This is a genomic window from Gemmatimonadota bacterium, assembly GCA_040882465.1.
Lineage (GTDB): Bacteria > Gemmatimonadota > Gemmatimonadetes > Longimicrobiales > Gaopeijiaceae > JBBEBG01.
In genome coordinates this window covers 104,202-128,358 of the sequence record JBBEBG010000016.1, presented here as the reverse complement: position 1 = coordinate 128,358, position 24,157 = coordinate 104,202, and the positions used below count along the sequence as shown (strand labels likewise).

Annotated in this window: 28 protein-coding genes, 1 tRNA gene, 1 other RNA gene and 1 pseudogene; 6 read left to right on the top strand and 25 right to left on the bottom strand. The window is 64.3% G+C overall.

Annotation, left to right across the window (positions count from 1 at the left end; translation table 11 throughout):
• Positions 1 to 190: 190 nt before the first annotated feature.
• The 16 genes from WEG36_04835 to WEG36_04760 form a co-directional block, all read right to left on the bottom strand.
• Positions 191 to 1,300 (bottom strand): alpha/beta hydrolase, encoded by a 1,110-nt coding sequence (locus WEG36_04835; protein MEX1256925.1) that lies wholly within the window; start codon positions 1,298 to 1,300, stop codon positions 191 to 193.
• A complete protein-coding gene (locus WEG36_04830; protein MEX1256924.1) occupies positions 1,297 to 1,917 on the bottom strand; it encodes a hypothetical protein in 621 nt (206 codons plus the stop codon). Before WEG36_04830 ends, WEG36_04835 begins: the two co-directional genes overlap by 4 nt.
• Entirely contained in the window at positions 1,914 to 2,225 is a 312-nt protein-coding gene (locus WEG36_04825) for an autorepressor SdpR family transcription factor (GenBank protein ID MEX1256923.1), read from the bottom strand. The genes WEG36_04830 and WEG36_04825 overlap by 4 nt, the downstream gene beginning before the upstream one ends.
• 378 nt (positions 2,226 to 2,603) lie before the next feature.
• Positions 2,604 to 2,945 (bottom strand): type II toxin-antitoxin system PemK/MazF family toxin, encoded by a 342-nt coding sequence (locus WEG36_04820; GenBank protein MEX1256922.1) that lies wholly within the window; start codon positions 2,943 to 2,945, stop codon positions 2,604 to 2,606.
• Positions 2,933 to 3,181 carry an AbrB/MazE/SpoVT family DNA-binding domain-containing protein gene (locus WEG36_04815; GenBank protein ID MEX1256921.1) on the bottom strand — a complete coding sequence of 83 codons (249 nt, stop codon included), beginning with the start codon at positions 3,179 to 3,181 and terminating at the stop codon, positions 2,933 to 2,935. Before WEG36_04815 ends, WEG36_04820 begins: the two co-directional genes overlap by 13 nt.
• Positions 3,182 to 3,344: 163 nt before the next feature.
• Positions 3,345 to 3,641, bottom strand: a complete 297-nt coding sequence (locus WEG36_04810) for a type II toxin-antitoxin system RelE/ParE family toxin (protein MEX1256920.1) — start codon at positions 3,639 to 3,641, stop codon at positions 3,345 to 3,347.
• Position 3,642: 1 nt separating this feature from the next.
• Positions 3,643 to 3,858, bottom strand: coding sequence for an addiction module protein (locus WEG36_04805; protein MEX1256919.1), 216 nt, complete (start codon positions 3,856 to 3,858; stop codon positions 3,643 to 3,645).
• A 157-nt stretch (positions 3,859 to 4,015) separates the two neighbouring features.
• A complete protein-coding gene (locus tag WEG36_04800) occupies positions 4,016 to 4,228 on the bottom strand; it encodes a type II toxin-antitoxin system HicA family toxin (GenBank protein ID MEX1256918.1) in 213 nt (70 codons plus the stop codon).
• Complete coding sequence (locus tag WEG36_04795) at positions 4,225 to 4,431, bottom strand: type II toxin-antitoxin system HicB family antitoxin (GenBank protein MEX1256917.1); 207 nt, start codon at positions 4,429 to 4,431, stop codon at positions 4,225 to 4,227. Before WEG36_04795 ends, WEG36_04800 begins: the two co-directional genes overlap by 4 nt.
• Before the next feature lie 114 nt (positions 4,432 to 4,545).
• On the bottom strand, positions 4,546 to 4,785 hold the full coding sequence (locus tag WEG36_04790; protein ID MEX1256916.1) for a type II toxin-antitoxin system Phd/YefM family antitoxin: 240 nt from the start codon (positions 4,783 to 4,785) through the stop codon (positions 4,546 to 4,548).
• A gap of 3 nt (positions 4,786 to 4,788) precedes the next feature.
• On the bottom strand, positions 4,789 to 5,181 hold the full coding sequence (locus WEG36_04785; protein ID MEX1256915.1) for a type II toxin-antitoxin system VapC family toxin: 393 nt from the start codon (positions 5,179 to 5,181) through the stop codon (positions 4,789 to 4,791).
• A gap of 178 nt (positions 5,182 to 5,359) precedes the next feature.
• Positions 5,360 to 5,689: a type II toxin-antitoxin system RelE/ParE family toxin gene (locus tag WEG36_04780; GenBank protein ID MEX1256914.1), complete on the bottom strand. Its 330-nt coding sequence runs from the start codon at positions 5,687 to 5,689 to the stop codon at positions 5,360 to 5,362.
• A complete protein-coding gene (locus WEG36_04775; protein MEX1256913.1) occupies positions 5,665 to 5,862 on the bottom strand; it encodes a hypothetical protein in 198 nt (65 codons plus the stop codon). Before WEG36_04775 ends, WEG36_04780 begins: the two co-directional genes overlap by 25 nt.
• Positions 5,863 to 6,155: 293 nt before the next feature.
• Positions 6,156 to 8,912: an ADOP family duplicated permease gene (locus tag WEG36_04770; GenBank protein MEX1256912.1), complete on the bottom strand. Its 2,757-nt coding sequence runs from the start codon at positions 8,910 to 8,912 to the stop codon at positions 6,156 to 6,158.
• A 46-nt stretch (positions 8,913 to 8,958) separates the two neighbouring features.
• Positions 8,959 to 9,306, bottom strand: coding sequence for a PadR family transcriptional regulator (locus WEG36_04765; protein ID MEX1256911.1), 348 nt, complete (start codon positions 9,304 to 9,306; stop codon positions 8,959 to 8,961).
• 56 nt (positions 9,307 to 9,362) lie between these two features.
• Positions 9,363 to 10,043, bottom strand: coding sequence for a hypothetical protein (locus tag WEG36_04760; GenBank protein MEX1256910.1), 681 nt, complete (start codon positions 10,041 to 10,043; stop codon positions 9,363 to 9,365).
• Positions 10,044 to 10,486: 443 nt separating this feature from the next.
• On the opposite strand from WEG36_04760, the gene WEG36_04755 reads away from it, so the two are divergent.
• Complete coding sequence (locus WEG36_04755; GenBank protein MEX1256909.1) at positions 10,487 to 11,257, top strand: SDR family NAD(P)-dependent oxidoreductase; 771 nt, start codon at positions 10,487 to 10,489, stop codon at positions 11,255 to 11,257.
• A 97-nt stretch (positions 11,258 to 11,354) separates the two neighbouring features.
• Here WEG36_04755 and WEG36_04750 read toward each other — a convergent pair whose 3' ends face one another.
• The 9 genes and pseudogenes from WEG36_04750 to WEG36_04710 form a co-directional block, all read right to left on the bottom strand.
• Entirely contained in the window at positions 11,355 to 11,678 is a 324-nt protein-coding gene (locus WEG36_04750) for a hypothetical protein (GenBank protein MEX1256908.1), read from the bottom strand.
• The gene (locus WEG36_04745; protein MEX1256907.1) at positions 11,679 to 11,888 is read right to left on the bottom strand and encodes a DUF433 domain-containing protein; all 210 of its coding nucleotides are present in this window, start codon (positions 11,886 to 11,888) and stop codon (positions 11,679 to 11,681) included. It lies immediately after the preceding gene.
• Positions 11,889 to 12,140: 252 nt separating this feature from the next.
• Positions 12,141 to 12,854: a hypothetical protein gene (locus WEG36_04740; protein MEX1256906.1), complete on the bottom strand. Its 714-nt coding sequence runs from the start codon at positions 12,852 to 12,854 to the stop codon at positions 12,141 to 12,143.
• A gap of 146 nt (positions 12,855 to 13,000) precedes the next feature.
• A complete protein-coding gene (locus WEG36_04735; protein ID MEX1256905.1) occupies positions 13,001 to 13,234 on the bottom strand; it encodes a hypothetical protein in 234 nt (77 codons plus the stop codon).
• 392 nt (positions 13,235 to 13,626) lie between these two features.
• Positions 13,627 to 14,646, bottom strand: coding sequence for a HEAT repeat domain-containing protein (locus WEG36_04730; protein MEX1256904.1), 1,020 nt, complete (start codon positions 14,644 to 14,646; stop codon positions 13,627 to 13,629).
• Between the two features lie 254 nt (positions 14,647 to 14,900).
• Positions 14,901 to 15,968, bottom strand: a complete 1,068-nt coding sequence (locus WEG36_04725) for an integron integrase (GenBank protein MEX1256903.1) — start codon at positions 15,966 to 15,968, stop codon at positions 14,901 to 14,903.
• Positions 15,969 to 16,030: 62 nt separating this feature from the next.
• A complete protein-coding gene (locus WEG36_04720; protein ID MEX1256902.1) occupies positions 16,031 to 17,908 on the bottom strand; it encodes a cation-translocating P-type ATPase in 1,878 nt (625 codons plus the stop codon).
• A 133-nt stretch (positions 17,909 to 18,041) separates the two neighbouring features.
• On the bottom strand, positions 18,042 to 19,052 hold the full coding sequence (locus WEG36_04715) for a PA0069 family radical SAM protein (protein ID MEX1256901.1): 1,011 nt from the start codon (positions 19,050 to 19,052) through the stop codon (positions 18,042 to 18,044).
• Between the two features lie 273 nt (positions 19,053 to 19,325).
• Positions 19,326 to 19,568 (bottom strand): annotated as a pseudogene (locus WEG36_04710) (radical SAM protein).
• Between the two features lie 204 nt (positions 19,569 to 19,772).
• On the opposite strand from WEG36_04710, the gene rnpB reads away from it, so the two are divergent.
• The 5 genes from rnpB to WEG36_04685 all read left to right on the top strand — a co-directional run bounded on the left by rnpB (position 19,773) and on the right by WEG36_04685 (position 24,032).
• Positions 19,773 to 20,146, top strand: an RNA gene (gene rnpB / locus WEG36_04705) — RNase P RNA component class A.
• A 33-nt stretch (positions 20,147 to 20,179) separates the two neighbouring features.
• A tRNA-Arg gene (locus tag WEG36_04700) sits at positions 20,180 to 20,253 on the top strand.
• Between the two features lie 264 nt (positions 20,254 to 20,517).
• Positions 20,518 to 20,979, top strand: coding sequence for an excisionase family DNA-binding protein (locus tag WEG36_04695; GenBank protein MEX1256900.1), 462 nt, complete (start codon positions 20,518 to 20,520; stop codon positions 20,977 to 20,979).
• Complete coding sequence (locus tag WEG36_04690) at positions 20,936 to 21,562, top strand: PIN domain-containing protein (protein MEX1256899.1); 627 nt, start codon at positions 20,936 to 20,938, stop codon at positions 21,560 to 21,562. The genes WEG36_04695 and WEG36_04690 overlap by 44 nt, the downstream gene beginning before the upstream one ends.
• Before the next feature lie 19 nt (positions 21,563 to 21,581).
• A complete protein-coding gene (locus tag WEG36_04685; GenBank protein MEX1256898.1) occupies positions 21,582 to 24,032 on the top strand; it encodes a DEAD/DEAH box helicase family protein in 2,451 nt (816 codons plus the stop codon).
• The last annotated feature ends 125 nt before the right edge of the window (positions 24,033 to 24,157 follow it).

The window sequence follows — 24,157 nt, the reverse complement described above, 5'->3', positions numbered from 1 at the left end:
TAGCTCTGCCCTGGGCAGGAATCGAGAACCACTCCGAACGAAACGCGGATCCAGTGCTGAAGCTCGCCGCGACCAAGGCACGCGCTTGCCTCAGCAAGCGCCAGCGCAGCGTTCCAGCAATTGGTTGTTCTCAGACGTCGCAACCGCACCGACGTTGTGCGGTGCGTGTATGCACTCAATGCGGCCACGATCAGCGGGTCGTGAACCTCCCTTCGATCCAGCCGGAGATGCGGTCCATCGCCTCGGGAGCAAAGGTCTCCTCGATGTCGGGAATCTCGGCCGGGAGACCGGTGTCTGCGTGCTGGAAGAAATGGTTCAAGCCGGGAAGAATTTCGACTCTCGCGTCCGGGTGCTCGGCCCAAAGGGCCTCGAGTGCCGTAGCGTTCTGCGCGGGCGGGACCTGCAGGTCTCGGTCTCCGTAGAGCGCGAGAACGGGGACATCCAGGGCCTCGAGCGGGGGCGCGGGGTCCTGGTCGTACAGGGACCGGTTCCACGGCGTACCCAACGCGATCACGAGCTGCTCCACCTGGGCCTGAAACTCCGGTCGCGCCCAGAGAATGCCCATGATGCGGCTCACCTCCGGGGAAAGGGATGCCATCCAGCTGGAGGCGTTCGCACGAATCGATGCGAGGGCCCGCTCTGGGTCGGACTCATCCGCAAGGGTCCGCCGAATCATGTCGATCAGAGCCGCTTGGACTGGGACGAGCGGATCGTTCGAAACGGCAGCCGTCGTAGCGGCTTGCCCCTGGCTCAGCTCCGCGGCGGACACCACCGGGGGGGCCAGTAGAACCACGAAGGCGATGTTGTCGGAGGCCGCAGCCGCAAAGGGCGCCACCCTTCCGCCCTCCGAGTGCGCGACGAGTCCGAGGGCGCCCGGATCGATACGGGGATGCCGTCCCAGGACCTGGACTCCCGCGCGCACATCTGCGATCGCTAGGGCCAAGGTGGATCTCGTTGCATCCCCAGCCGAGCCCCCAGTACCTCGGTCATCCAAGCGAAGCGCGGCGATTCCCCGGCGAGCAAGGTAATCGGCGAGGACAAGAAACGGCCGGTGTCCGAAGACAGCGTAGTCGCGGTCTTGAGGACCGGCACCGCTGAGCAGGACCACGGCGGGGAACGGACCTTCACCGTCGGGGAGGGTGAGGGTCCCGGCGAGCCGCGTCCCGTCCTGCGGATTCTCCAAGGAGACCTCAACCTCGTCGTACGGAAAGGGCGGCCGAGGATCCTGCGGACGGGTCGACTGTCCGGTCAGTGTCGACGGAAGGGCGAGGATAAGCGAGACTGCGGTAACGACTCTCATTCGGCAGCCAGCCTCTTACGACGAGCGTAGGACACACGCGAATGGATCTTCCGCACCAGGAGCAGACTGAACACGACCGCGACTGCTCCAACCGTTACGACCTGAGTTCGGTCGGTTGGCCCGATCAACCAGGCCCACGACACCAGGAGCCCGGCAAGGGTCGCTAGCCAGCCGCCGAAACGGTGCACGCCGTACCAGTCGAACGGCTCGTCCTCTGAGGTCCAAGGGGAGATGAACTTGGGCAGATAGTTGCCCCAGATCGCGAGCGCGAGCCCCGAGGCCACGCCCTCCGCTTTGGCCGCCTTCGGGATCCATCCGGCACCGAGCCACCCGATCCCGACGAGCAGAACGGGGCCGGCGTCCATGATCGCGAAGAAGAGCACCGTCGCGACCAAATACCGCAAATAGCGACGCTCCTCCTCCGCGTTCGATCTGCGACGACGGGTGAACGCCACGGCCTCCAGAAACCCCCAAAGGAGGGGCGCAAGGAGGACCAGCCCGAACCAGTCGACGTCGGAGTCGGGGAGTGTGACCCAACCGACGACGCCGATAAGGGTCGTCGAAAGGGCCCCCGCCGCAGCGAACGTGGAAGGACCCCGGTCGGTCACGGAGTTCACGCTTCCCTCTCCACGACCCTACCGCGGGCGACTCGTCGTGCCGGCGCCAACTGGAGACCGAACGCCCCCGCGAATCCGAGGAGCGCCTCCTCCAGAACCGACATGCGGAGTCGGTACGTGATTGTGGTTCCGCGCTTCTCCGCGTAGATCAGATTCGATTCGCGGAGTACCGAGAAGTGGGCCGACATGGTGGCCCGGGCCAGATCGAATTCGTCCGCAAGCTCACCGGCAGTCATCGGTCGGTTCCTGAGGAGTTCCAACACTCGACGGCGGGTCGGATCGGAGAGTGCCTTGAATACGGTGTTCATGCGTCGCTATTTAGCCAATTATCGAAATTCAGTCAAGAGGACTCGGGATCAAGGTCTGAACACGCACGTTCAGGCCCCTGAGCCGATCTCACTCATGGTAGGGTGACATCGCACGGCCGCGGCGATCCTTAGGGCGCGAGTGATCTCATCCTCCTTGGCTTCCCCTCGGGTCCGCACACGAGCTACGAACAAACCGCTGCCGCACTTCGTCCCGGTCGAGAACTGGTCCGAGGTCTTCGCGATGCTCCTTGCGATGTCTGAGAACGGTGGATTGGCGTAGGCTACCTAACGACTCTGCGCGTAAGCTGCGCGCCAGGGTGCTGAAGGATTCACGCCGCAGGCCCACCGCGCCAGCTTCACGCGCCGGTTAGAGGGCCCCTACTCGGCGAACATCTCTCGTAGCACACCCAGTGCCTTGGAGAGCGTGGTTGGGGTGAGCCGCCCAAGCCTCCTGACAAGCCGTCGACGATCGACCGTACGGAGCTGATCGAGCACCACGAATCCGTCCTTCTTCTCGAATCTGCAAGGGATCCGAAATGGATACGGGTGCCCGCCCGAGGTCATCGGTGCGACGAGAAAGGTGGAAAGGTGTTCGTTCAGCTCGTCCGGTGAGACGATCGCGCAGGGGCGAGTCTTCTTGATCTCCCGACCGGCTGTTGGATCCAGAGAGATGAGAAAGACATCTCCTCGGCGGGGGCCCCCTTCGGTTACCAAGCCCACTCAGATGCGTCAAAGTCGGTGGCGACTGCTTCGTCGAGAGGTCCGTCCTCGCCCCGCTCACGAACCTTCTCCGCGGCCTCAGCCCATCCGGCGCGCCTAACGCCCATTCCGCGAACCATGATGCCGCCCTCAACGACCCGGAGCTCGACGTCATCCTCGAGACCGGCCTGCTCGAGAAGAGGCTTCGGAATGCGCACGCCCCGAGAGTTTCCGATGGGCACGAGCTTCGTCTTCATAGCGGCAGGCTCCGGGCGATGGACGTAATCACATTGTAATTACGACACGACGCGGAGGCAAGTGCAGGTGGAGGGAGCCCTACAACGTCTCGGCGCGTAAGCTGCGCGCCGGTGAGTCGAAGTGTTCAACTGCGGAGCCCACCGCGCCGGCTTCACGCGCCTGTTATGCCTCACCGCGGGAATGCCAGATTTCGGGTGCGCGCGAACTGTGGAGGCACGCAAGCACTTCGATTCCGTTTTGATCGATGCGGTAGTAAGGGACGTAAGGGAAGCGCCTAAGGATCGCCCCTCGGTGTCCTACCGCAATCTCGGGAAAGGCGTCCGGACGCTCGGCAATCACATCCACCGTATCTTCGAGAGACCGGAAGAACTCGGGACCGAGTCCGGGTCGCCGTTGGTCGTACCACTCCCGGGCTGAAACCACATCGGAAGCCGCCTCCAATCGGAAGCGGACCTTCACTCTACCGCGAGCCTTTCAGACGCGACCGGACCTCCTCCCACGAAACGAATCGGGGCTCCGGCTCGGCCAAACGCTTCTCCAGCTCCTTAAGGTGCCATTCCGGAACCGGGACGTCCTCGCGAGTCGCGGCGACCGCGTCCCAGGCGTCCCCGAGGAGTTGAACGCGCTCCTTGGGCGGGAGACGCAGAATCTCGGAGAGGAGTGCTTCCTTTGTCATTCCAGAAATCTCACGGGTTACCCCTGGACCTGCAATGTCCGGAAGGGTCGACGTGAGAGGCCTAACGGCTCGGCGCGTAAGCTGCGCGCCAGGGTGCTGACGAGGTCCATCCGCGATGTCCGCCGCGCCAGCTTCACGCGCCTGTTAGGCCGGTTGCCTAAAGGTCTTCAGGGCGAAGTCCCGTGTGGCGCGCGATTCGGGAGAGCATGCGTGGGCCGATCTCATCCCAGTCATGAAAGGCCCAAACGAAGTCGGGCCATCCGTCGCGGGCAAGAGTGGCATGGCTACCGGCCCGCCGCTTCACCGACCAGCCGAGACGCAGGAGGGCCGCGAAGACCCGCTTGGCCTTAGCGGAACCCCACGTGCTCACGCGGCCTGGAAGGAGACGCTGAGAAGCTCGGGGACGGCCTCACCACGCTCGAGTCGTTCCGCAAGCACGCGAAGGGCCAAGGCCTGGACCTTCGTGACGGCGTCGACCCGGGTCGTCCCGTACGCCAGGACGCCTGGCAACACCTCAACCTCGGCGAGCCAGCGACCGTCGGGTTCCTGTTCAGTGGCAATCTGAAGAGTCATGGTGTCTCAGTATAACGGAATCAGAAAACCCGGCCTAACGTCTTTGCGCGTAACCTGCGTACGAAGCGTCCAAGGTGTTTCTGAGATGCTCACATCGCCAGGTTCACGCGCCTGTTAGGATGATCCCCTCCTGGGCTCACGCTCCCGGGATTCACGGATCGCGGCGAGGATGTCGTCGCGGGTCAGGCCGGTATCGACGCCGGCGACATTGAGAGGCGAGCCACCGGGTGGAACGGGGCGTACGGTGAATTCGCTTCCGTCGCGACGCTTGATCCGGATCTCGCCCCTCTGTCCGGCCTCGTCGAGAAGGCTTGCCAGGCGCTGACGTGCCTCGGAGTATGTGTAGACTTTCATGGCTCAAACCTCCATTACCGTGATACCCAGCTTCTGGGCGACCTGTCGTTGCCGACCATCGAGGGAAAGCAGAGGTGTGCGGTACGTCCTGGCGCACTCCAGGATATAGGCGTCGTACGCATAGATGTCTTGCGCCCACGCCATCTCCACGGAACGCTCCACGTCGACCTCTCCCAGCCGCACTGGGATGGCGCGGAAAGACTCGAGGGCCGCCTTCGCCTGTTCCAGCTGGATGCGCCCGCGCTTGAACAGAGCGGACAGGCTGTTGCCGACCTCCCAAGGAAGGGTCGGCGCGGACACGAGCTCCACGCCCTCAGTGATCTCGAGGAGCCGAGCCTTGGACGGCTCGTTCAACACGACCGCCATGATCACGGAGGTGTCCGTTGTGACTTCCACGCGCGTCTCGCAGGGCTAAGGTACAATTGTACAATAGCTACGCGGGGCGTGTGAGGTCAACTGCGGCGGGGACCCAGCGGATGGCGGGGGTTCATCCTAACGGCTCGGCGCGTAAGCTGCGCGCCGGGGTGCTCAAGAGTTCAACCGTGATGCCCACCGCGCCAGCTTCAAGCGCCTGTTAGGGCTCCCCGCCGGTACCGCGAGTCGCCCGCCATCGCTCGAAGTCACGCCGCTGATGCAGGAGCGCGAGCACGAAGACTTGGGACTTGGCGACTTGGTACAGGAGGCGAAACGGGTGGGGGAGCAACTCGCGCGTCTCAGAGCCCGCATACTCCGGGACGGGCCGTCCCCTCTCACTGAGCTCAGCGAGGGAGTCCGCCGCATCGAGGATGCGTTCAAGAACGCCCGCGGCGTTCTCGGGCGAGTCTTCGGCGATGTACGAGAGGCCCGCCTCGAGGTCTCGAAGAGCCCCGTGCGTCCAGACTACTCGGCGGCGCCCAGGACCCATTTCCGACGAAGGGACTCGGCGACTTCATCGTGTGGGACTACGTGGCCCGCTTCGATGTCAGCCAGCCCCCGCTCGATCTTCTGGACGACGTAGAGGTGGTAGAGGACGTCATCCAACGAGCAGTCGTCGGGAAGGCGACTCAAGACTTCCCGGACCTTGTCCTTCGTGGTCAATCGGCCTCCCGGGCAATCGGAGCATGGCCAGCGTCCCATGCCAGCATTCGAAATCTACCCCGAGAATCGACGCGGGAACATGAGCAAATGGGACGCCCAGGACGTGGAGGGGAGGCGCCATAACGTCTCGGCGCGTAAGCTGCGCGCCCGGGTGCTCAAGAGTTCAACCGCCAAGCCCACCGCGCCAGCTTCACGCGCCTGTTAGGTGAAAGCAGAGTCTACGTTCCGCGGCTGTCAACCCAACCCGGGAGACCCGAAATCCTCAAGGCGAAGGCAGTTGGGGGAGGTTGCCCTCAGTCGCCCTTGAGAACGCTCACGGGTTCCACTGCGGTGGCTTGCCTGGCAGGCACGAGGCACGCGAGGACGGAAACGACGAGAAACACACCCGCAGCCACACTGAGCAGAATCGGATTGCGCGGATCGATTTCGAAGAGCAGACCTTCCAGCAATCGCGCGAGTACCAGCGCGCCGACGACGCCAACCACGACGCCCACGGTCGCGATCATCATGCCCTGCCGCAGAACCATCGTGAGGATTCGAGCTCGATCGGCCCCGATTGCCAACCGGACGGCCAGTTCCTTTCGTCGCCGGCTGACGGTATGCGTCATGGAGGCGTACAGCCCGGCACTCGCCAGAAGAATTGCGAGGAGCGCAAACGCTCCGACGAGTAGAGCCCGAAACTGCTGGTTTTGTCCCGCCTCGATGAGCCGGGCCTCGAGCGTACGAATGTCCTGAAGAGGCACGATGGGATTGAATTGCGCCGCCGCGCGCCGCAGCTCCGGAATCACCGCTTCGACAGCGCCACTCGTCCGGATCACCGCTTCGAGCTCGGCCGCTTGCTGGGTGTGCGGAACATAGATCGCCGGGCGAGGGCCATCCTCGATGCGCGCCTGAACAGCGTTCTCCACGACGCCCACGATTCTCACGCGTCGCTCGGCACCGCCGGCCCTCACCTGCAGCTCCATCTCTAGCCCCACGGGATCTGTTCCCACAGGGATCTGGGTCGAGACGAACCGCTCGTTCACGACTGCGACGGGTTCACTGTCGGGTCCATCCACGAAGTCGATTCCGCGACCGCTCACCACGCGGGTCCCCACGAGGTCCAGGTATCCAGGCGACACCACGTATCCAGCGATCCCCTCTCTCCACGCGGCCGCCGGATCTCCGGTCAGGAGGATTCTGGGAGCCCATGACGGAGCGCGCAGGGGCACCTCCGTCGTTCCGGCGACCGCGACCACGCCGGGCACTGCGGACAGGGCTTCGAGGGCTCGCTCCCAGCCAGCCCACGTCGTCGTCCATAGGTCCGGAAAGCTTCGCGCGGCACCTTCCATGTCCACTTCCATGGAGACCAGGTTCTCGGGGTCGAATCCGGGATCCGTCGAGCGAAGATTCACGAACGAAGCGAAGAAGAGCGTGGCGCCCGAAAGGAGTATCACCGCCGCCGTGATCTGTCCCGCCACGAACATCGTTCCGACGCGGGGATACGGTTCCGAAGCTCCGCGCCCGGAGCGCTGAAGCCGAAGCCACGGTCCGGCCCGAGTCGTTTGCAAAGCGGGAATGAGACCGGCCGCGAGTCCAACGCCCAACGAGACGAACGCCGCGAACGCCAAGACCCGCAGGTCGAGTGTTGTGGCCGCCAGTCGCGGGATCGATGCCGGCGCGTAACGAACAAATGCCTCGATCCCGGCCCAAGCGACCGCGAGACCCAAGCCGCCGCCGAGCGCAGCCAGCAACATGCCTTCGAGGGCGAGAAGTGCGACGATTCGTCCCCTCCCTGCCCCGAGGGCCGATCGCACACTCAACTCCCGAGTCCGATCCAGAGATCGCGAGAGGAACATCGTCCCCGCGTTCAGCGCAGCCAGGAGGAGGAGCATCCCGGCGGCTCCGAACAGGACTCCGAGCGGCCGGCGGGCGCTCCCGACTGTTTCGTCGAGCAGCGCGTTCGCGTGGAATGCCACCGGGGCCCCATCGGGACGGCGGTTCGTGAGCGGGTAGTCGCCCGCGAGCTCCGCCGCGACCCCTTGGAGCTCCGTCCGGGTCGACTCCATATCGGCGCCAGTTGCGAGCCGTGCCACAACGAGCATTTCCGCGACGTCCCGCCTGCGATACCGGGGATGATCGGCCGGCAGGGCGATCCAGAGGTCCGGTTCCTCTCCGGGAGGAAAGAAGGCCTCGGGCGGCTGGAATTCGGCCGGCAGAATGCCCATGATCGTGGCTCTCGTGAGTCCCCTCGGAACGGGACTCCCCACCACGTTCGGATCTCCTCCGTATCGACGTTGCCAGGCCCCGAAGGTGATCATGACCACGGGGTCCGACTGGACGCTTCCGTCGGCTGATTCGAACGACCGGCCCAGTGCCGGTGAGACTCCCAACACGTCGAACAGGTCAGGAGAAACGCGTGCAGCGCGCACGACCTCAGGACCGTCCCCGTTGTCGGAAAGGGGGAAGTCGATCGATTCCATCGCCGCGATCCCGGCGAAGGAACGAGTGCGTCCGCGGATGTCGTCGAACTCGGGCCACGAGATCGGCCCCAGGCGCGTGCGGCCGTCACCCTCCGCCTGCGATCCCCCGTCAGGGCCACGAGTCGCCCCGACCGTGACGAGCGACGCGGGGTCCAGATAGGGAAGCGGTCGCAGAAGGACCGCGTCGACGACACTGAACACGGTGGCCACGGCCCCGATTCCCAGGCCGAGCGTCGCCCCCACAGCGAGCGTGTACGTCGGGCTGCGGATCAGTCCCCTCAACCCCGGACCCAGTTCTGAGAGAGCGGACGTGAGGACGCCGATCCCAGTTCGCGAGCGGCCATCTGCGGGCGCGGCCCTGGAAGCGGTCAGCCTCAGGACCACCTCTTCCGCTGCGGCTCGTGCGTCTCGGCGACGGCGGATGATCGTGGAGGGGCTCCACCAGGCGAGCGCGCTCGACAGGGCCTGTCGCCTGAGGCGCGACCGGGCGACAACGAGTGGCACTCCGCATTCGCGATCGTCCAGGAAGCGCTCGACGATGTCGCCGACGATGAACTCCGCCCCCGGGCCACGGAGGAAGAGCGCCACTAGGCGCGCCTCCGTCCCGGGCAGATCACTCGGAGTCTGACCTCCGCTACTCACCGGAGTGTCCTGCCACAATGGCTTCGATCGTCGGCATCAGCCCCTTGGACATCGTGCGGATCGCCTCGATGGATCGGTGGAGCTCCGCCGCACCCTCCGGCTCGATCCGGTAGTACTTCTTCCTTCGTCCTCCCCGCTCGGGAGTGGGCCGGCCCACGCGGGCTCGGACGTAGCCTCGCTTAGTGAGGCGGTCGAGGGCCGTATAGACCGCGCCTGCCGACACCTGTCGGCCGGTTCGCTCCTCGATCGATCGACCAATGGCCGCCCCGTACGCTCCTTCTCCGAGATCGACGAGGGCGAAGAGGATCAGCTGTTCGAATTCGCCGAGCGCCCTGGGCATGAGATGCGTCCTCGTTGGAGTGACCTGCTTGTTCGATCGTTCGCGAGGTCCGAGCGTTACCTCGGACCCAGATACTGCCGATAGAGCGCGGCTGCATCCTGTCGTAGCGCCTCATCCGTCAGCTGGGGCAAGAGCACATCGGCTGCACCGGCATCGCCTCGAAGAATGTGCCCCCGCACGACCCCATGGATCGCCAGCTGACGGAGCTTCGCGTCATCCAGCGCGAGGGCTTCGCGTTCCGCGGCGGCACCCTCCTCCGGCCCCGAGCGAGTCCAGTCCGTCGCTACGCGGCTGAGCAGTTGCCACTCTCCGAAGTCGTAACCGAACGCGGTTTGCGTCGCGTACGTCCAGGTGAACGCCGCTCGAGGAAGGACCTTTCCCCACGAGCGGATGACGTCGTACGTCCACATCTGGACGTCATATGGCTCGAAGAGACTCGCACGGTTCGGCTGGTTCTGCCACGAGCCATCGAAGACCGCGTCACTTACGGCGATGTCCAAAGCTCTGAGGGCGTCGTACTCCTCCTCGCGATCCATGTCCCAGGCCGCTTGGAACGCCGCGAAGAACGTCTCCTGGTCCGAGATTCCGTGCGATTCGAGCGCCTCGATGACGCGCGCGGCGTGCGCGGCGAGCTCGGGCGTCTGTGCAGTCGCCGCGAACGCGGCCGGCATCGTGGCGAGTACCACGAGGCCCACGGCCCTCGGAAAGTGGCGACGATGAACCCTTGTCACGCTCATCTCGGACCTCCTGGTCCACGGTATGTACCACACTGCAGTGTTGTGCTCACAGATTTCTACTGCAGTGCAGCACAAATGTCAAGCAGCATGACGGGAGACCGTGGGCTGCGGGCGCGACGGCGACCTTTCGGACTGAAGCGGAATTAGGGGGAACGACCTCGAACGAGGCTCAGGTAGCGCGACGGATGAACGTGCGGGAGGCGAGGAGAGCAGCGCCGCCACAAATGAGTCTTTGGGGGCGCGTGCATAGGGGTACCGTGGATTGGCTTTCACCTAACGGATTTGGGTTTAAGCTGCGCGGCCTGGGCGCTGACCCGCAACCACTACGTCCTTCCGCGTCAGCTTCAAACCCTTGTTATACGACCCTCCCTAGATGGTTCGGCTTCTATTCGGTATACTCCTTCGAGTCTGCCAACCGCCAACCAAACGGGATGAGTCCAGCCATGACGCGAGTCGCCATCGTCACAGGAGCCAGTCGAGGGATCGGAAGAGGCGTGGCGCGCGAATTGGCTAGTCAGGGCTGGAACGTCTATGCGACGGGCCGATCGGTAGCGAACGCTGATTTGCCGCGCGGCGTGCGCCGGATCACTTGCGATCATACGGACGATCAGGCGGTTGCCGACACGTTCAGGGAGACTCTACGAGAGGCAGGACAAGTCGACGTCCTGGTGAACGGCGTCTGGGGCGGATACGAGAGAATGGTCGAGGACGGACGGTTCACGTGGGGCGACCCGTTTTGGCTTCAGGCTGCATGGCGCTGGGATGCGATGGTCGGTGCTGGCGTCCGCGCGGGGTTCGTCGCGAGCCAGCACGCCGCTTCTGCAATGGTAGAAGCTGGCCAAGGGCTAATCGTTCACCTGTCTCACTGGGCCGCGCAGAAGCACGTGGGCAACGCCGTCTACGGTATCGCCAAGGCAGCCACCGACAAGATGGCCGCGGACATGGCCCACGAGCTGAGAAAGCATAACGTCGTCGTTGTGTCCGTTTATCCGGGACTGGTTCGGACCGAAGCGGTGCTTTCGGCGGGGATCTTCGACCTCTCCAACTCGGAGAGTCCGGAGTTCCTGGGGCGGGCCGTGGCGGCACTCGCTGACGATGAGGACGCGATGCGTCGCTCCGGGCAAGTCGTCGTGGCCGCCGACCTGGCCCTCGAGTATGGATTCACCGACATCGACGGGAAGCAGCCCCGCCCGTTGACACTGGCAGACGTCTGATCAGCTCGGGGCCGTATAACGTCTCGGCGCGTAAGCTGCGCGCCGGGGTGCTGAAGAGTTCACCCGTAAAGCCCACCGCGCCAGCTTCACGCGCCTGTTAGACACCCACCCGAAAAACGTTGCCGGGCACCGCAGTTGCGAGGACCTTTCGCACGGCAGGAATGAGCGGCCGCAGGTCGACCAGACGATTCGAGGCGGCCTGCAGAACTACGACCGCGATACCCGACGCGGGAACGTTCTGCTGAAACTCGAGATTGAGGTCGACAGTGATCAGGGCGTCGAATCCTTGGTCCCGCATGCCGATGACCAGATCGCCGTTCTTCCGACCCTGCCACCCCAGGTCGGCAACGTGAGCCACTTCGAGTCCGGTGAACTCGCGTTTCAGTGGCCGCGGGATCGATTCGTCGAGGAGGATCCGCACCTACCGGGCGGCGGCCTTGTCGAGGAGCAGAGAGTTTCCGAGCTCGAGCGCAGCGATCGCCTGCTCTCGCGTAACGGACGGAAAGTGGTCGAGAAACTCGTCCAGCGTGTCACCGCCCTCGATGTAGTCGAGCAACGTTTTAGCAGGCACGCGGGTGCCCACGAACACCGGCGTGCCACCCATGATCTCGGGATCGCTGTGGACTGGCATCGGTATCTGCAGCATAGCCCTATCTCCGGCAACGTGAGTACCGAAAAATAACCCAGGGGGCTCGGGTGTGTCTAACGTGCTGCGATTCTGCTGCGCGACTCAATCTGAAGATCGAGCGCGGTACGCGCGAGCCTCAAAGTCTACCGCATCAGCAGCAATCGCTGGTTAGAACGCATGCTTCGCTCGTTGTTTCTGAGTAGGTCGGAAGACACGACACCTCGGCGACGTGCCGCCAGGGGATGGAGCGGGTCGTCACCAGCGTGCCTCAAGCTCGGCCTCGATCATACCACGGAGTGCGACGTTCGCAGTCCGTGTAGCCTGCGCGGCGCTGAGGCTGCTGGATGCACCAGCACGAACCGCAGCAAGCTGAAAGGCCAGGTGAGTGTCCTGCTGGAGCTCACGCCATGGGGTGAGGACCCGCACCGCCATTGATAATCTCCCCTCGGCATCGCGCTCGGTACCCAACCATCTGATATGGTGAGAAACCGCGTCGAGCAATGCTTCACGCTCGCTGAACGCTCGATCCAGCCGTTGGATCAGGTAGACCTGGGACTCCTCGAAGTAGCTGACGATGAGTGCGCGGAGCTCGTCGTTGTCGACTAGCCCGAGTCGATTGGCGTCCTTCAAGCTGGTGCTGGTATAGGCAGCCCTCTGGGGTTGAATGACGGCCCATACCAAGAAGTCGGCGAACGCCATGGCCACGGCGTCAAAGTCAGGCGCCGAATCGTCCCAATTCTCGAGGAGCCAGGTCGCCGCCCCGAGGTGCCGCTGACTGGTGCGCTCAACGGCCGCCAAGTCCACCGTATCGGCAACAAGATCGGCGTGGATGAGTTCGAGAGCGTCCCGCTCGGCTTCGTCGTCCTGCACCCCCTCCCACCACGCGTCAATCCCAAATGCTAGCAGGATCGAGCCGATGATCACCACGCCTTCCACAAAGATGCGGAGCCAGGGGACTTTCGTAGCCAAGCGGCCTCACCTCCCCATCGAATGCGTTCTAACGCCCCGGTTCAGCGGCGGCGCGCGGCGCCGTCCGCTGCAACCGGTTGTTGGGCGACCCTCCGCATCGAAGGGAATCGCCATTTACGTAGTCTCTTGCATGCATGCCTGTCGGACTAATCGTCTTGATCATCTTCAGAAAACTTGGACGCGGCCGCTCCAGCTGCTACATCAGCAAGACTCTTGTGTTTTGCCGTCATGTCCTGGCTGAGGGAGTCAGGCGCGTTGTCGACATAGCGGACCTCCGTCCCATCAACCGACACTCCGTTGGTCTGGAGGACATAGTATAGGTAATCACCCAGGACACCTTCCCACTCCAGATTCACAACAACCGCCAAGCGCATTGTCATCACCTCCCTCGCTGTCCATGCTGTTGCAGGAGTTCTCGCGCCTCAGGTTCGCTCATGCCAAAGAGCACGGTAACTACCTTACTCACCACGGGTGAGTCGCCGCAGCCAAGCAGCTGCCGCAGACCTTCGATGGCATTTTCGTCGCCTATTGCTCCCAGGGCCTTTGCCAGAGCATCGCGGGTGTAGCTGTCAAGTGTGGCATCGGCGGCAAGGTCCCGGAGAAGCGGGCCAGCTACCGGATCGCCGACGGTCCCAAGGCTCTCAATCGCCGTCGTCTTCGCGAACTCGTCGAGGCGCGGGAATGCCTCGCAGATGCTCGCCGCATCCCCTAGGGTAGCGAGAGCTCTTATCGCATTGGACTGAATCCGTCCGTCTTGGGATGTCAGGTATTGTCACAGCCCCGCCTTGTCTCCAGTGTCCTTGAGCGTCCGGATCTTCTGCACCGCATCCTCAAACGTGGCCATAGTCTTCCTCTCCTTGTTTCTGACCGGGGTAGCAGCGCTTCGTTCGCGCGCTTCTCGCTGAGAATCACGGATCGCCTGAGCAATCGCCTTTCGCACGTCGTTCGGATTCCTTTCCTCAAGTGCCTTCGACAGCGCCTCAATCGCTCGCGCACCGCCGATCTGTCCGAGGGCCTGTGCCGCGTGCCGGCGGAGATTCTTGTCGTCGTGGCTCAAAGCCATCGCGAGTGGCTCGACCGCGTCAAGATCCGCGATCTCGCCAAGCGAGCGGGCCGCAGCTTCGCGCACCGTTTCGCTGCTGTCGTTGAGTGCCCGCATCAAGGCAAAAGTCCCTTTCCGGAGTTTCGCCAGTCCGAGCGCGGCTGATCTACGCTCGTCCGTGGTCCCGCGCGCGAGAACATTCAGCAGCGCAAGCACCGCGCCTCGCGCAGAGTCGCATTGCCGCCAGTTCGCGTCGATCAGGTCGAGTGCCGTTACAGCCATGTCCTGAACGCGAGGGTCATTGTCGTTGAGCGCGTACACAAGGTCTCCCACCATGCCTTTCGCGGCTTTGGATTGCGCCCACAGCCGATCAATCCGATTGAGAGCCCAGATCGCGTTGCGCTGCACCTTCGCGTCCCTGCGGCTGAGGGCGAGGAGCAGCGGGCCGATCGCATCCCGCGCGGCGACAACCCACTGTGGATCGATCCGATCGAGTGCCGGTTCCGCTTCCTGGCGCACATCCTCGGACGGGTCAACAAGTGCCGCTGTCAGCGGCTCGATTGCGCGACGCGCGCCCGTACTCCCTAGTGTTTCCGCCGCGACTCGCCGAACGCCTTGATCTTCGTCGCCGAGCAGCGCGACGAGCGCTCTGATGGCACGTGGACTCCTGGAATGCTCGAGTGTTCGCGCGGCCTCCGCTCGTGTCCAAGAATGCTTCGATTTGAGCTGACGCAAAGTCCACCAGAGCATGGAGCACCCCACTTTGCGGCGTCTCGCGATACCGCCGGCTGCCGAATGGTGAAGGCATGACCCGCCCAACTAGGATTCGACCGACCCATGTAAGCGCGCGTTTCAGCCGAACTCGCCCATGTATGTACGCCAACACGGCCACACGCAAGGCGGCACCTCCTGGCCCAATACTCCCGTTCCCGAGGCTGCGATGTCGGGTGAGGCTGGACTTCGAGGGTTACGCGGATCCGTGTAAGCGACCGGTGCGCACGCAGTCATAGTCGATCGAGCGGGCTCCGGACGCCCCCGGGTCCGTGATTCAATACGTGTGTGTAAACCATCGTGGTCCTGAGGTCGGCGTGTCCGAGGAGCTTCTGAATCGTGCGGATGTCCTGACCGTCCTCCAAGAGGTGCGTGGCGAAGGAGTGCCGGAAGGTGTGACAGGACACATGCTTGACGATTCCCGCCTGCGTCACGGCCACCTTGACGGCGCGCTGGGGAATAGACGGGTCGAGATGGTGCCTTCCTTGCGTGCCGGTAGACCGATTGACCCAACGGTTCCTCTGGGGAAAGATCCATTGCCACCCCAAATTGCGAGCGGCGGCCGGATACTTTCGGGCGAGGGCATCCGGTAGCGAAACGCGACCGAACCCGTCCGCGAGGTCCTGCGCATGAAGCTTTCGGACTCGGTCCAGTTGGCCTCGGAGGGAATCGACCAACGCGCCGGGGAGCATCGTCGCGCGATCCTTGGAACCCTTTCCGTCGCGCACCAGGATCGATCGGCGCGAGAAGTCGAGGTGCTGTACCCGTAGCCGAAGGCACTCCATGAGCCTGAGACCGGAACCATAGAGCAGGCCGCCCACAAGCGCGGTGTCCCCGGTCATCCTGCCCAATACTTCGCGCACCTCGTCGCGCGTCAAAACCAAGGGCAGACGCCTCGGCTTTCGCGCACGCAAGAGTGTTCCAAGGTCACCGAGGTTTCTGCCGAAAACTCTTCTGTAGAGAAAGAGAAGGGCGCTCAGCGCCTGGGTCTGCGTCGAGGCGCTGACTCGCCTCCGCACCGCGAGGTGCGTGAGAAACGCGTTGACTTCGGCCTCTCCCATTTCGGACGGGTGTCGCATTTTGTGAAAGCGAACGAAGCGCCGGACCCAGAGCGCATAGGCCTGCTCCGTTCTTCGACTATAGTGCCGACCGCGGAGCTCCGATCGAAGGCGGGAGAGCAGGCGCGCGCCTGGGGAGTCGGGTGGGGCCGGCTCGTGGCTCACTGGAGGCTTGGAGCTGGGGGTGACGCGCTTGCCGCATTTATCCTGTAAGAAATGCGTTCGGCGGCAGGGCGGGACCATATCTGAAGGGGTGTGAGCGAAGCCTCCGAATGGAGCGACGCGAACCGCCTCGTCCCGCGACGCTAGCCTCCCGACCGTCCCCGCAGTAACCGAAGCCCGTTCAGCACCACGAGAAGTGTGCTCCCCTCGTGCGCGACCACCGCGATCGGGAGGGGAATCCCCACAGTCGAGGCCGTCACCACCAGGAAGCCCATCCATCCAACGCTGAACCAGACGTTCTGGCGTACGACGCGGCGGGACCGCTGCCCGAGCCTCACCAGGTAAGGGACCTTCATGAGCTCATCGCTCATGAGGACGACGTCGGCCGTCTCGATCGCGACGTCCGTCCCCACGGCGCCCATCGCGATTCCAACGGACGCTGCCGCCATCGCCGGGGCGTCGTTCACTCCGTCTCCCACCATCGCCACCCCGCGAGAGCGCTTCGCCAGCTCGCGCAGGGCCTCGACCTTCTGATCGGGGAGAAGCCCGGCGCGCACCTCGTCCGCGCCGAGGTCCGCGGCGATCGCCTTCACCGCGGGCGGGTGGTCGCCGGAGAGGATCGTGATCCAACGAATCCCGCACTCTTCTTTCAGCACGCGGATCGTCTCCTTCGCGCCGGGGCGAAGCTCGTCTCCGAATGCCATGGCGGCGACCGTGCGATTCCCCTCTCCAAGGAGGACGACCGAGCGACCGAGCTCACTCTGTGCGCCGCGCCAACGATCGAGCCGCTCCGGGACGGCGGCCGACCGGCGGCGGGCCATCCCGTCATTCCCGACCCATCCCCACCGGTCTCCGATCCGACCTTCGACTCCCTCGCCCGGAATGGCCCGAAAATCCTCGACCCGGGCCGGCTTGACGCCGGCTTCCCTGGCGGCGCGGAGAACCGCTCGCGCCAGGTGGTGTTCGGACGCCGCTTCGATCGCCGCGGCGAGCTCAAGCACCTTCCCGTCCTCCAGATCGGCGCTTTCGATCGAAAGGAGGCGCGGCTCGCCCACGGTCAGCGTCCCCGTCTTGTCGAATGCGAGTGCATCCAGCGTCCCCGCGCGGTCGAGGATCCCTCCTCCCTTGAAGAGGATCCCGTGGCGCGCGCCGTTCGCGATCGCGGAGAGCACGGCCGCCGGTGTCGAGATCACGAGGGCGCATGGACTCGCGACGACGAGGAAGCTCATCGCCCGGTAAACGGCGTCGCCGGGCGTCATGTCGAAGATCCCCCAGGCGACGAGGGCGGTCGCCGCACTCCCCACGAGGACGAAAATCGTATAGGGATGCGCGAAGCGGTCGATAAACTCCTGCGCCGGCACGCGCTCCTCCCGCGCCTCCGCCACCATTCGCACGATCCGCGCGAGCATCGTTTGCCCCGCGAGGCGCGTCACCTCCACGGTGAGGACCCCGCTTTCGTTGATCGTTCCGGCGAAGACCTCGTCTCCCTGGGAGCGGGAGACCGGCACGGATTCCCCCGTGATCGCCGACTGATCCACCTCGCTCCTCCCGTCGCGCACTTTCCCATCGCACGCGATGCGCTCCCCTGGACGGACGAGGATCGCCTGGCCCGGCTTCAATTCGGCCGCGGCGACCTTGCCGATCTCCCGCCCCTCGTCGTCCACGAGGGTCGCGTTCTCGGGATGGAGATCCATGAGCGCCTCGATCTCGCGGCGGGTCCGCCCCAATGCGAAGGCTTCGAGCGTATTGGACAAAGAAAAGAGGAAGATCAGGATCGCCCCCTCGAGGGGCTGTCCGACCGCCGCCGCCCCGATCGCAGCCGTTCCCATCAGGAAGTCGACCGAAAGTTTTCCTTCGCGGAGCGTCCGGAGCGTGTCGCGGACGATGGGCGCTCCGCCCACGAGGTAGGCGACCCCCAGGGGAAACCAGCGCCAGGGCGAAGGCTCGGAGGGTACCCACTCGAGGAGGGCGCCCCCGATCATGCCGAGCGTGACGACGATCGTCGCTCGGAGGTAGATCATCGTCTGCCCGGCTTCGGACGGCCTGGCAGCAGGGCGCGCGGAGGCGCTGGCGGGAGACATTCTTGGGAGTATAGGGGAATCGGGCGTTCGGAGAAGACGTCGGATGGACCAGGCGGGCGGGCCTCGAAGCCTTCTAGAGAAGGGAGAGCTGCTCGTCGGTTTGGCCCTGAATCCTCAGGGCTTCCGGCCTACGGAAGTGCGCGGTCGAGAGCTCGACCGATGGACGGTCGAGGCCGGCTCGCCGACGCGCCACATCGAACATCGTCCGGATTTGCTCTGCGAAGGGTCCCTCGCCCCGCATTCTCTTTCCGAATTCGGAGTTGTAGAGGACACCGCCCCGGAGACTCAGGAGACGCGAGCGGACTTTTCCAGCCCGGTCGGGGATGTGCTCTTCCATCCATTTGAGGAAGATCGGGCGGACGGCTCCGGGGAGGCGGAGCACGGTGTAACCGGCCCCGACGGCGCCCGCTTCGGCTGCCGCGCCGAGGATTTCCGGGATCTCATGGTCCGTGAGCCCCGGAATGATGGGGGCGACGTTCACCGCAACCGGGATTCCCGCCGCCGAAAGGGCTCGGATCGCTTCGAGGCGGTGCTCGGGCGGGGACGCGCGTGGTTCCAGGGCGCGCTGAAGCCTTCGGTCGAGCGTCGTGATGGAGAGCGTCACGCATGCGGCGCCGACTTCTGCGAGTCGGGCCAGGAGGTCGGCGTCGCGTTCGACGAGCCGGCTCTTCGTGATGATGGCCACGGGATGAAGCGTGCGCGCGAGGATCTCGATGCACTTCCGCGTGATCTCGAGCTTTCGCTCGATCGGCTGGTACGGGTCGGTGACTCCGCTCATCACGATCGGGACCGGCACCCACTTGGGCCGGGCGAGCTCACGTTCGAGGAGCGCCGGAGCCTCTTCCTTTACGAGGATGCGGGATTCGAAGTCGAGGCCGGCGGAGAAGCCGAGGTATTCGTGAGTGGGGCGGGCATAACAGTTGTGGGTCGCGAGCCCGGCGGCGTAAAAGGTCCCTGTGGAGGTTTGGATGTCCACGACATCTGTCAATGGACCGGGCTCGATGGCGAGGATGGGTTCGGGTGTCGTGGGCGGGGGCTCCCCGAAGCGAAGGCTCCCGTCATCCAAGGTGAGGTGGTGCAGCATGCGACCGGGTGCCAGATCATCGGTGCGGAACCATGCTCCACTTCCATGTTCCAACCATCGGTGCTCGTGCGTCGTCGCAACTTCCGTACGCCGGGTGACGAGTCTTAGCGTTGGCTTTTTCGACCATCGGACAGCTTCGACCCGGGCTCGCCGCAACATTCTCGGCTGTCCTGAGACGCCGGGGTGCTCATCGAAGCCCACAAGGGAATCGCCCCCAAGAACCCCTCCAATTGGTCTCCAGGAGCCGTCGTCATGGAGGATCGGCGTTTCAGCTGAAACGCAGTACACACACCCATGCTCGCAACCCCGATACGGATTGAGGCTCCAGTCGAAGCCGACGTCCGGGCTGCTGTTTCGATTGAGGGCGGAGCGGGAGGTGTCCCGCAGATATTCGGTGCGACGCCGGTGCGGATCTCCCTGCTCTTCCGGCTCGAATTCGACGTGGAGGCGCTCGAATCGGTTCGGCACATCGTCGGCAGAGCCGCGACCGCGGATGATGGGGAGGGACCGGTCCATTTCTTTTGATAGCCGGATTCTTCGCTGTAGTTTCGGTGTATATTCGGGTATTCCAATGCGCCCCGCCAGCCCCCAATTCGAAGGTGTGCCGGAGCGTTGGGATCAGGGCAAGAGGCGGCCTCCGCACTGGACCCCCTGAGACCGTTCCCGTAAACTTCCAGGCCCGCCCCCAGCGGGGTCTCGATAGAGATGAAGGGTCTGGGGAACGCGCGAGTGAGGATCGCGGGCGGGCCGGGCAACCGGTGACCGCCGGAGGAAAGTCCGAGCTCCACAGGGCAGGGTGCCGGGTAACGCCCGGGCGGCGAAAGCCGACGGAAAGTGCAACAGAGAGCAGACCGCCGATGGCCCTTCGGGGCACAGGCAAGGGTGAAAGGGTGCGGTAAGAGCGCACCGGGCCGCCGGCAACGGTGGTCGCAAGGCAAACCCCACCCGGAGCAAGGCCATGCAGGGACGAGGAGCGGCCCGCTCCGTCTGAGTCCCGGGTAGGCCGCACGAGGCACGCAGCGATGCGGGCCCCAGAGAAATGATCCTCCCCGGCTTCGGCCGGGACAGAACTCGGCTTATTCCGCGCGTCTCCCCGCTCTTCGCGGGGGCAGGGAAGGGCAGTGCACGCGCTCGTAGCTCAGATGGATAGAGCGTCGGCCTCCGGAGCCGAAGGTCACAGGTTCGAATCCTGTCGGGCGCATAGGTGATGAAACGCGAAGGAGGTGCACCACAGGATCTGCGAAGGCGAAGCCGCAGCTAATCCCGTCGGGCGCATGAGGTAAGCGAAGGCCCCGCAACGTGTTGGGTGCGTTGCGGGGCCTTCGCAGTGTCAAGAAGGGCCGACGCTCAGTGACAAACGGTACCCACTCCGACGGAGAGCCGGACGCTCATTGCAGTTAGTACGAGTGCTGCGTTAGTTTCACTTGGCACATGAAGCAACTCCCTTTGCGCGAAGGAGGCCGCGGTGGTTGTCAAGCACAGAATCGAACCATCGAAGGAAGACATGGATGCTGCCCGAAAGATCCGGGACGCCATGCAGGCCGCGAGAAAGCGGGCTCCTGGGGGAGCCCTTCGCCTGGCTGGGGTGGAGCTGTCCGCCGCAACGCGCGTAGCTCTGGACAGGGTCTTGGAGGAGTTCGCGAAGGGAAACGCGGTGGTTGTCGAGGGTTCTCGCGAAGGATCTGAATACACAACCACCCGAGCTGCTGCGGAACTCGGGATGTCCCGGCCCACGCTCATCAACCTTCTGGAAGGAGGGAAGATGAGCTATCGGATGGTGGGTACGCACCGCCGTGTCCTCCGAACGGAGGTGGAGAGATACAAGCGAACGATGAGTCGCGGTGGGGAAGCGGTATCCGGACGAGAACGGACTACGGCGCTAGGTGAGATGGCCAAGACCACGGCCAGTATGGACGAGGGGTACTGAGCTGAACCTGCTCGCCGTGCTGGACGCCAACGTTCTGTATCCTTTTCAGCTGCGCAATCTCCTCCTGTGGCTCGCGGCGGAGGGCCTTTACCAGCCCCTGTGGTCGGAGTCAATCTTGGAGGAGGTCGACCGGAACCTGCGGGCCAACACAAGGCTGAGCGAAGAGCAGCTCGAGCATCTCGCGACGCAGATGCAGCAGGCCTTCCCGGATGCCCGTGGGTTCGACTTTGACGATGCCGCACCGGTAGTGCAGCTGCCTGATGAGGGAGACCGGCACGTGCTCGCGCTGGCGGTCCATTACGAGGCCGACGTGATCGTGACGTGGAACACCAAGGACTTCCCCGAAAGCCTTCTCATGGGGTTCGGTCTCGAGCGGAAACGTCCGCCGAGTTTTCTCGAACAGCTTTGGGCTGTGGATCGGGAGGGCGTGCTCCGGGCTGCTGAGGCCCATCGCACCTCACTGCTGCGCGATCCGTTAACGCCATCCGCCTATCTTGAGGCTCTCCGCACCAGAGCGCAGCTTCGACGTTTCGCCCAGCGGCTGGAGAGCAGCGGATTCCTCGAGTCCGCGCCTGGACGCTGATCGACCACGGAGCTCGACGATGCCGCGCGCCGAAGGCGGTTCCCTCCGCGACCAAATTGCGAAGGTCGAAGGTCGGCTTGCCGAGTTGGACGCCCAGCGGACCGAGACGGAGAGCCTCCTCAGGGGCCTGAGGAGCCGTCTCGCGGAAGAGGAGAGGTCGTCCAGCCAGCTCCCCGTGCTGGAGCCCGGGTGGCGCCCCCGGTCGAAGCGCGAGAAAGTGGCGCTCTTTCGCTCCCTGTTCGCGGGCCGAATCGATGTCTTTCCCAAGCTGTGGCAGAACGCCAAGACGAACAAACATGGCTACGCCCCGGCCTGCGGCAACGAGTGGGTGCCAGGAGTCTGTGGGAAGCCCCAGGTCAAGTGCGGGGAGTGCCCGAACCAGGCGTTCCTGGGGATCACGGATGAGGTGCTCCTCGACCACCTTCAGGGGCGCCACGTCGTAGGCGTGTACCCTCTGTTGGCCGATCAGACCTGCCGATTTATCGCCGTGGATTTCGATAAGGGGAATTGGCAGGAGGATGTCGCCGCCTACGTGGCAACCTCTCGCCGCTTTGGACTCGTTCCATCAGTAGAGCGCTCGCGCTCGGGCAAGGGGGCGCACGTGTGGTTCTTCTTCTCGGCGCCCGTGCCGGCGACCAACGCGCGTAAGGTGGCGTCCTACTTGCTCACGGAGACCATGGCGTCGCGGCCGGAGCTTCCCATGAGCTCGTACGACCGGCTCTTCCCGAATCAGGATACGATGCCCCGCGGTGGGTTCGGGAACCTCATCGCCCTGCCTCTCCAGTACGAGGCGAGAAAACTCGGAAACACGGTGTTCGTGGATGACGCGTGGACACCGTTTCCGGATCAGTGGGCCTATCTCGCGGGGCGGCCAAGCATACTTCCAGCCCGGGCAGCTGGGCTTGCACGGGACGCCTCGGTTAGCGGGAGGATCCTCGGCGTGCGCGGGGTGGCGGATGCGATGGATGGGGAGGTCGAATCCCCGTGGTTGGCCCTGCCCTCTGACGAGGGCCGAAAAGAGCCCATCGAGGGACCGCTCCCGTCCGAGGTCCGCTCGGTGCTGGCTCAGCAGCTATTCGTTGAGAAGGCTGGTCTTCCCCCGGCTCTTCTCAACCAGATTAATCGGCTGGCCGCTTTTCAGAACCCCCAGTTTTATGAGAAGCAGGCCATGCGTCTCTCGACGGCGCGGATCCCTCGCGTCATCAGCTGCGGCGAAGACCTGCCGGAACACATCGCCTTGCCGCGAGGGTGCGTCTCAGCGCTGGAGGAGCTGCTTCGTCGGCATGAGATCGAGCTTGTGGTGGACGACCTGCGAACGGACGGAGAAAACCTTGTCGTGGAGTTCCACGGGCAGCTCACCGACCTCCAGGAGCGAGCTGTTGGGGCCCTCCTGTCTCAGGAGACGGGAGTGTTTGTGGCTCCCCCCGGGACGGGAAAGTCCGTGGTCGGCACCCACCTGATCGCGAAGCGTGGCCGAAACACCCTCGTGATCGTTCACCGCACGCAGCTCGTGGATCAGTGGAGGGCGCAGCTCGCTCTCTTTCTCGAACTGAAGCCAAGGGAGATCGGCCAGATCGGGGGTGGGATGCGGAAGATCACGGGAGTCGTGGACGTGGCCATGATCCAGAGTCTGGTGCGGCGTGGGAAGGTGGATGACATCGTCGCCAGTTACGGTCACGTGCTCGTTGATGAATGCCATCACGTGCCTGCCGTTTCCTTCGAGCGCGTGATGCGTGAGGTCCGGTCTCGGTACGTCACGGGCCTCACGGCCACGCCAAAGCGCCGGGACGGCCATCACCCGATCATCGAACTTCAGATCGGCCCCATTCGCTACTCTGTCGATCCAAGGAGACAGGCGGCCCGCCGAGGCTTCGAGCAGCACTTCATCGTCCGGGAAACCGAGTTCCGGATCGATACCTCCGCGAAACCCCCAGCGATCCAGGAGATCTACAGCCAGCTTGCCACGGATGAGGGGCGCAACGAGATGATCCTCGATGATGTCATCCGCGCGCTGGAGGGGGGTCGCTCTCCGGTCCTGCTCACCGAGCGTCGCGACCATCTCGAATACCTCGCCGAGCGGTTGGGGCGGGTCGCCAGGAATGTGGTGGTCCTCCGCGGCGGGATGGGTGTCAAGCAGCGCCGAGGGGTCGCGCAAGCGCTCGCGTCTATCCCGGACTCGGGGGAGCGCGTTCTTCTGGCCACCGGGCGCTTCATCGGAGAAGGGTTCGACGACGCCCGCCTCGATACTCTGTTCCTGACGATGCCCGTGTCGTGGAAAGGGACACTCGTACAGTACGCCGGACGGCTTCATCGGACGCACCGGGGAAAGACCGACGTCTGCATTTTCGACTACGTCGATCGAGGCGTGCCAATGCTGGAACGGATGTTCGCGAAGCGCCTGAAAGGTTACCGGGCTATGGGATATCGGCCCGAGACCGCTCCAGAGGGCACTGAACCTCGCCGAGAGTAAGTAGTCGAGTACGATGACGAGGTGATGCGGGCTCTCGACGGCGATTCCTTCTGACCGGCAGCAGCTTATGATGGCGGACGGGCTCGTGCTCGGTGAACCCGATCGCACTTGCTCGTTACGTATGC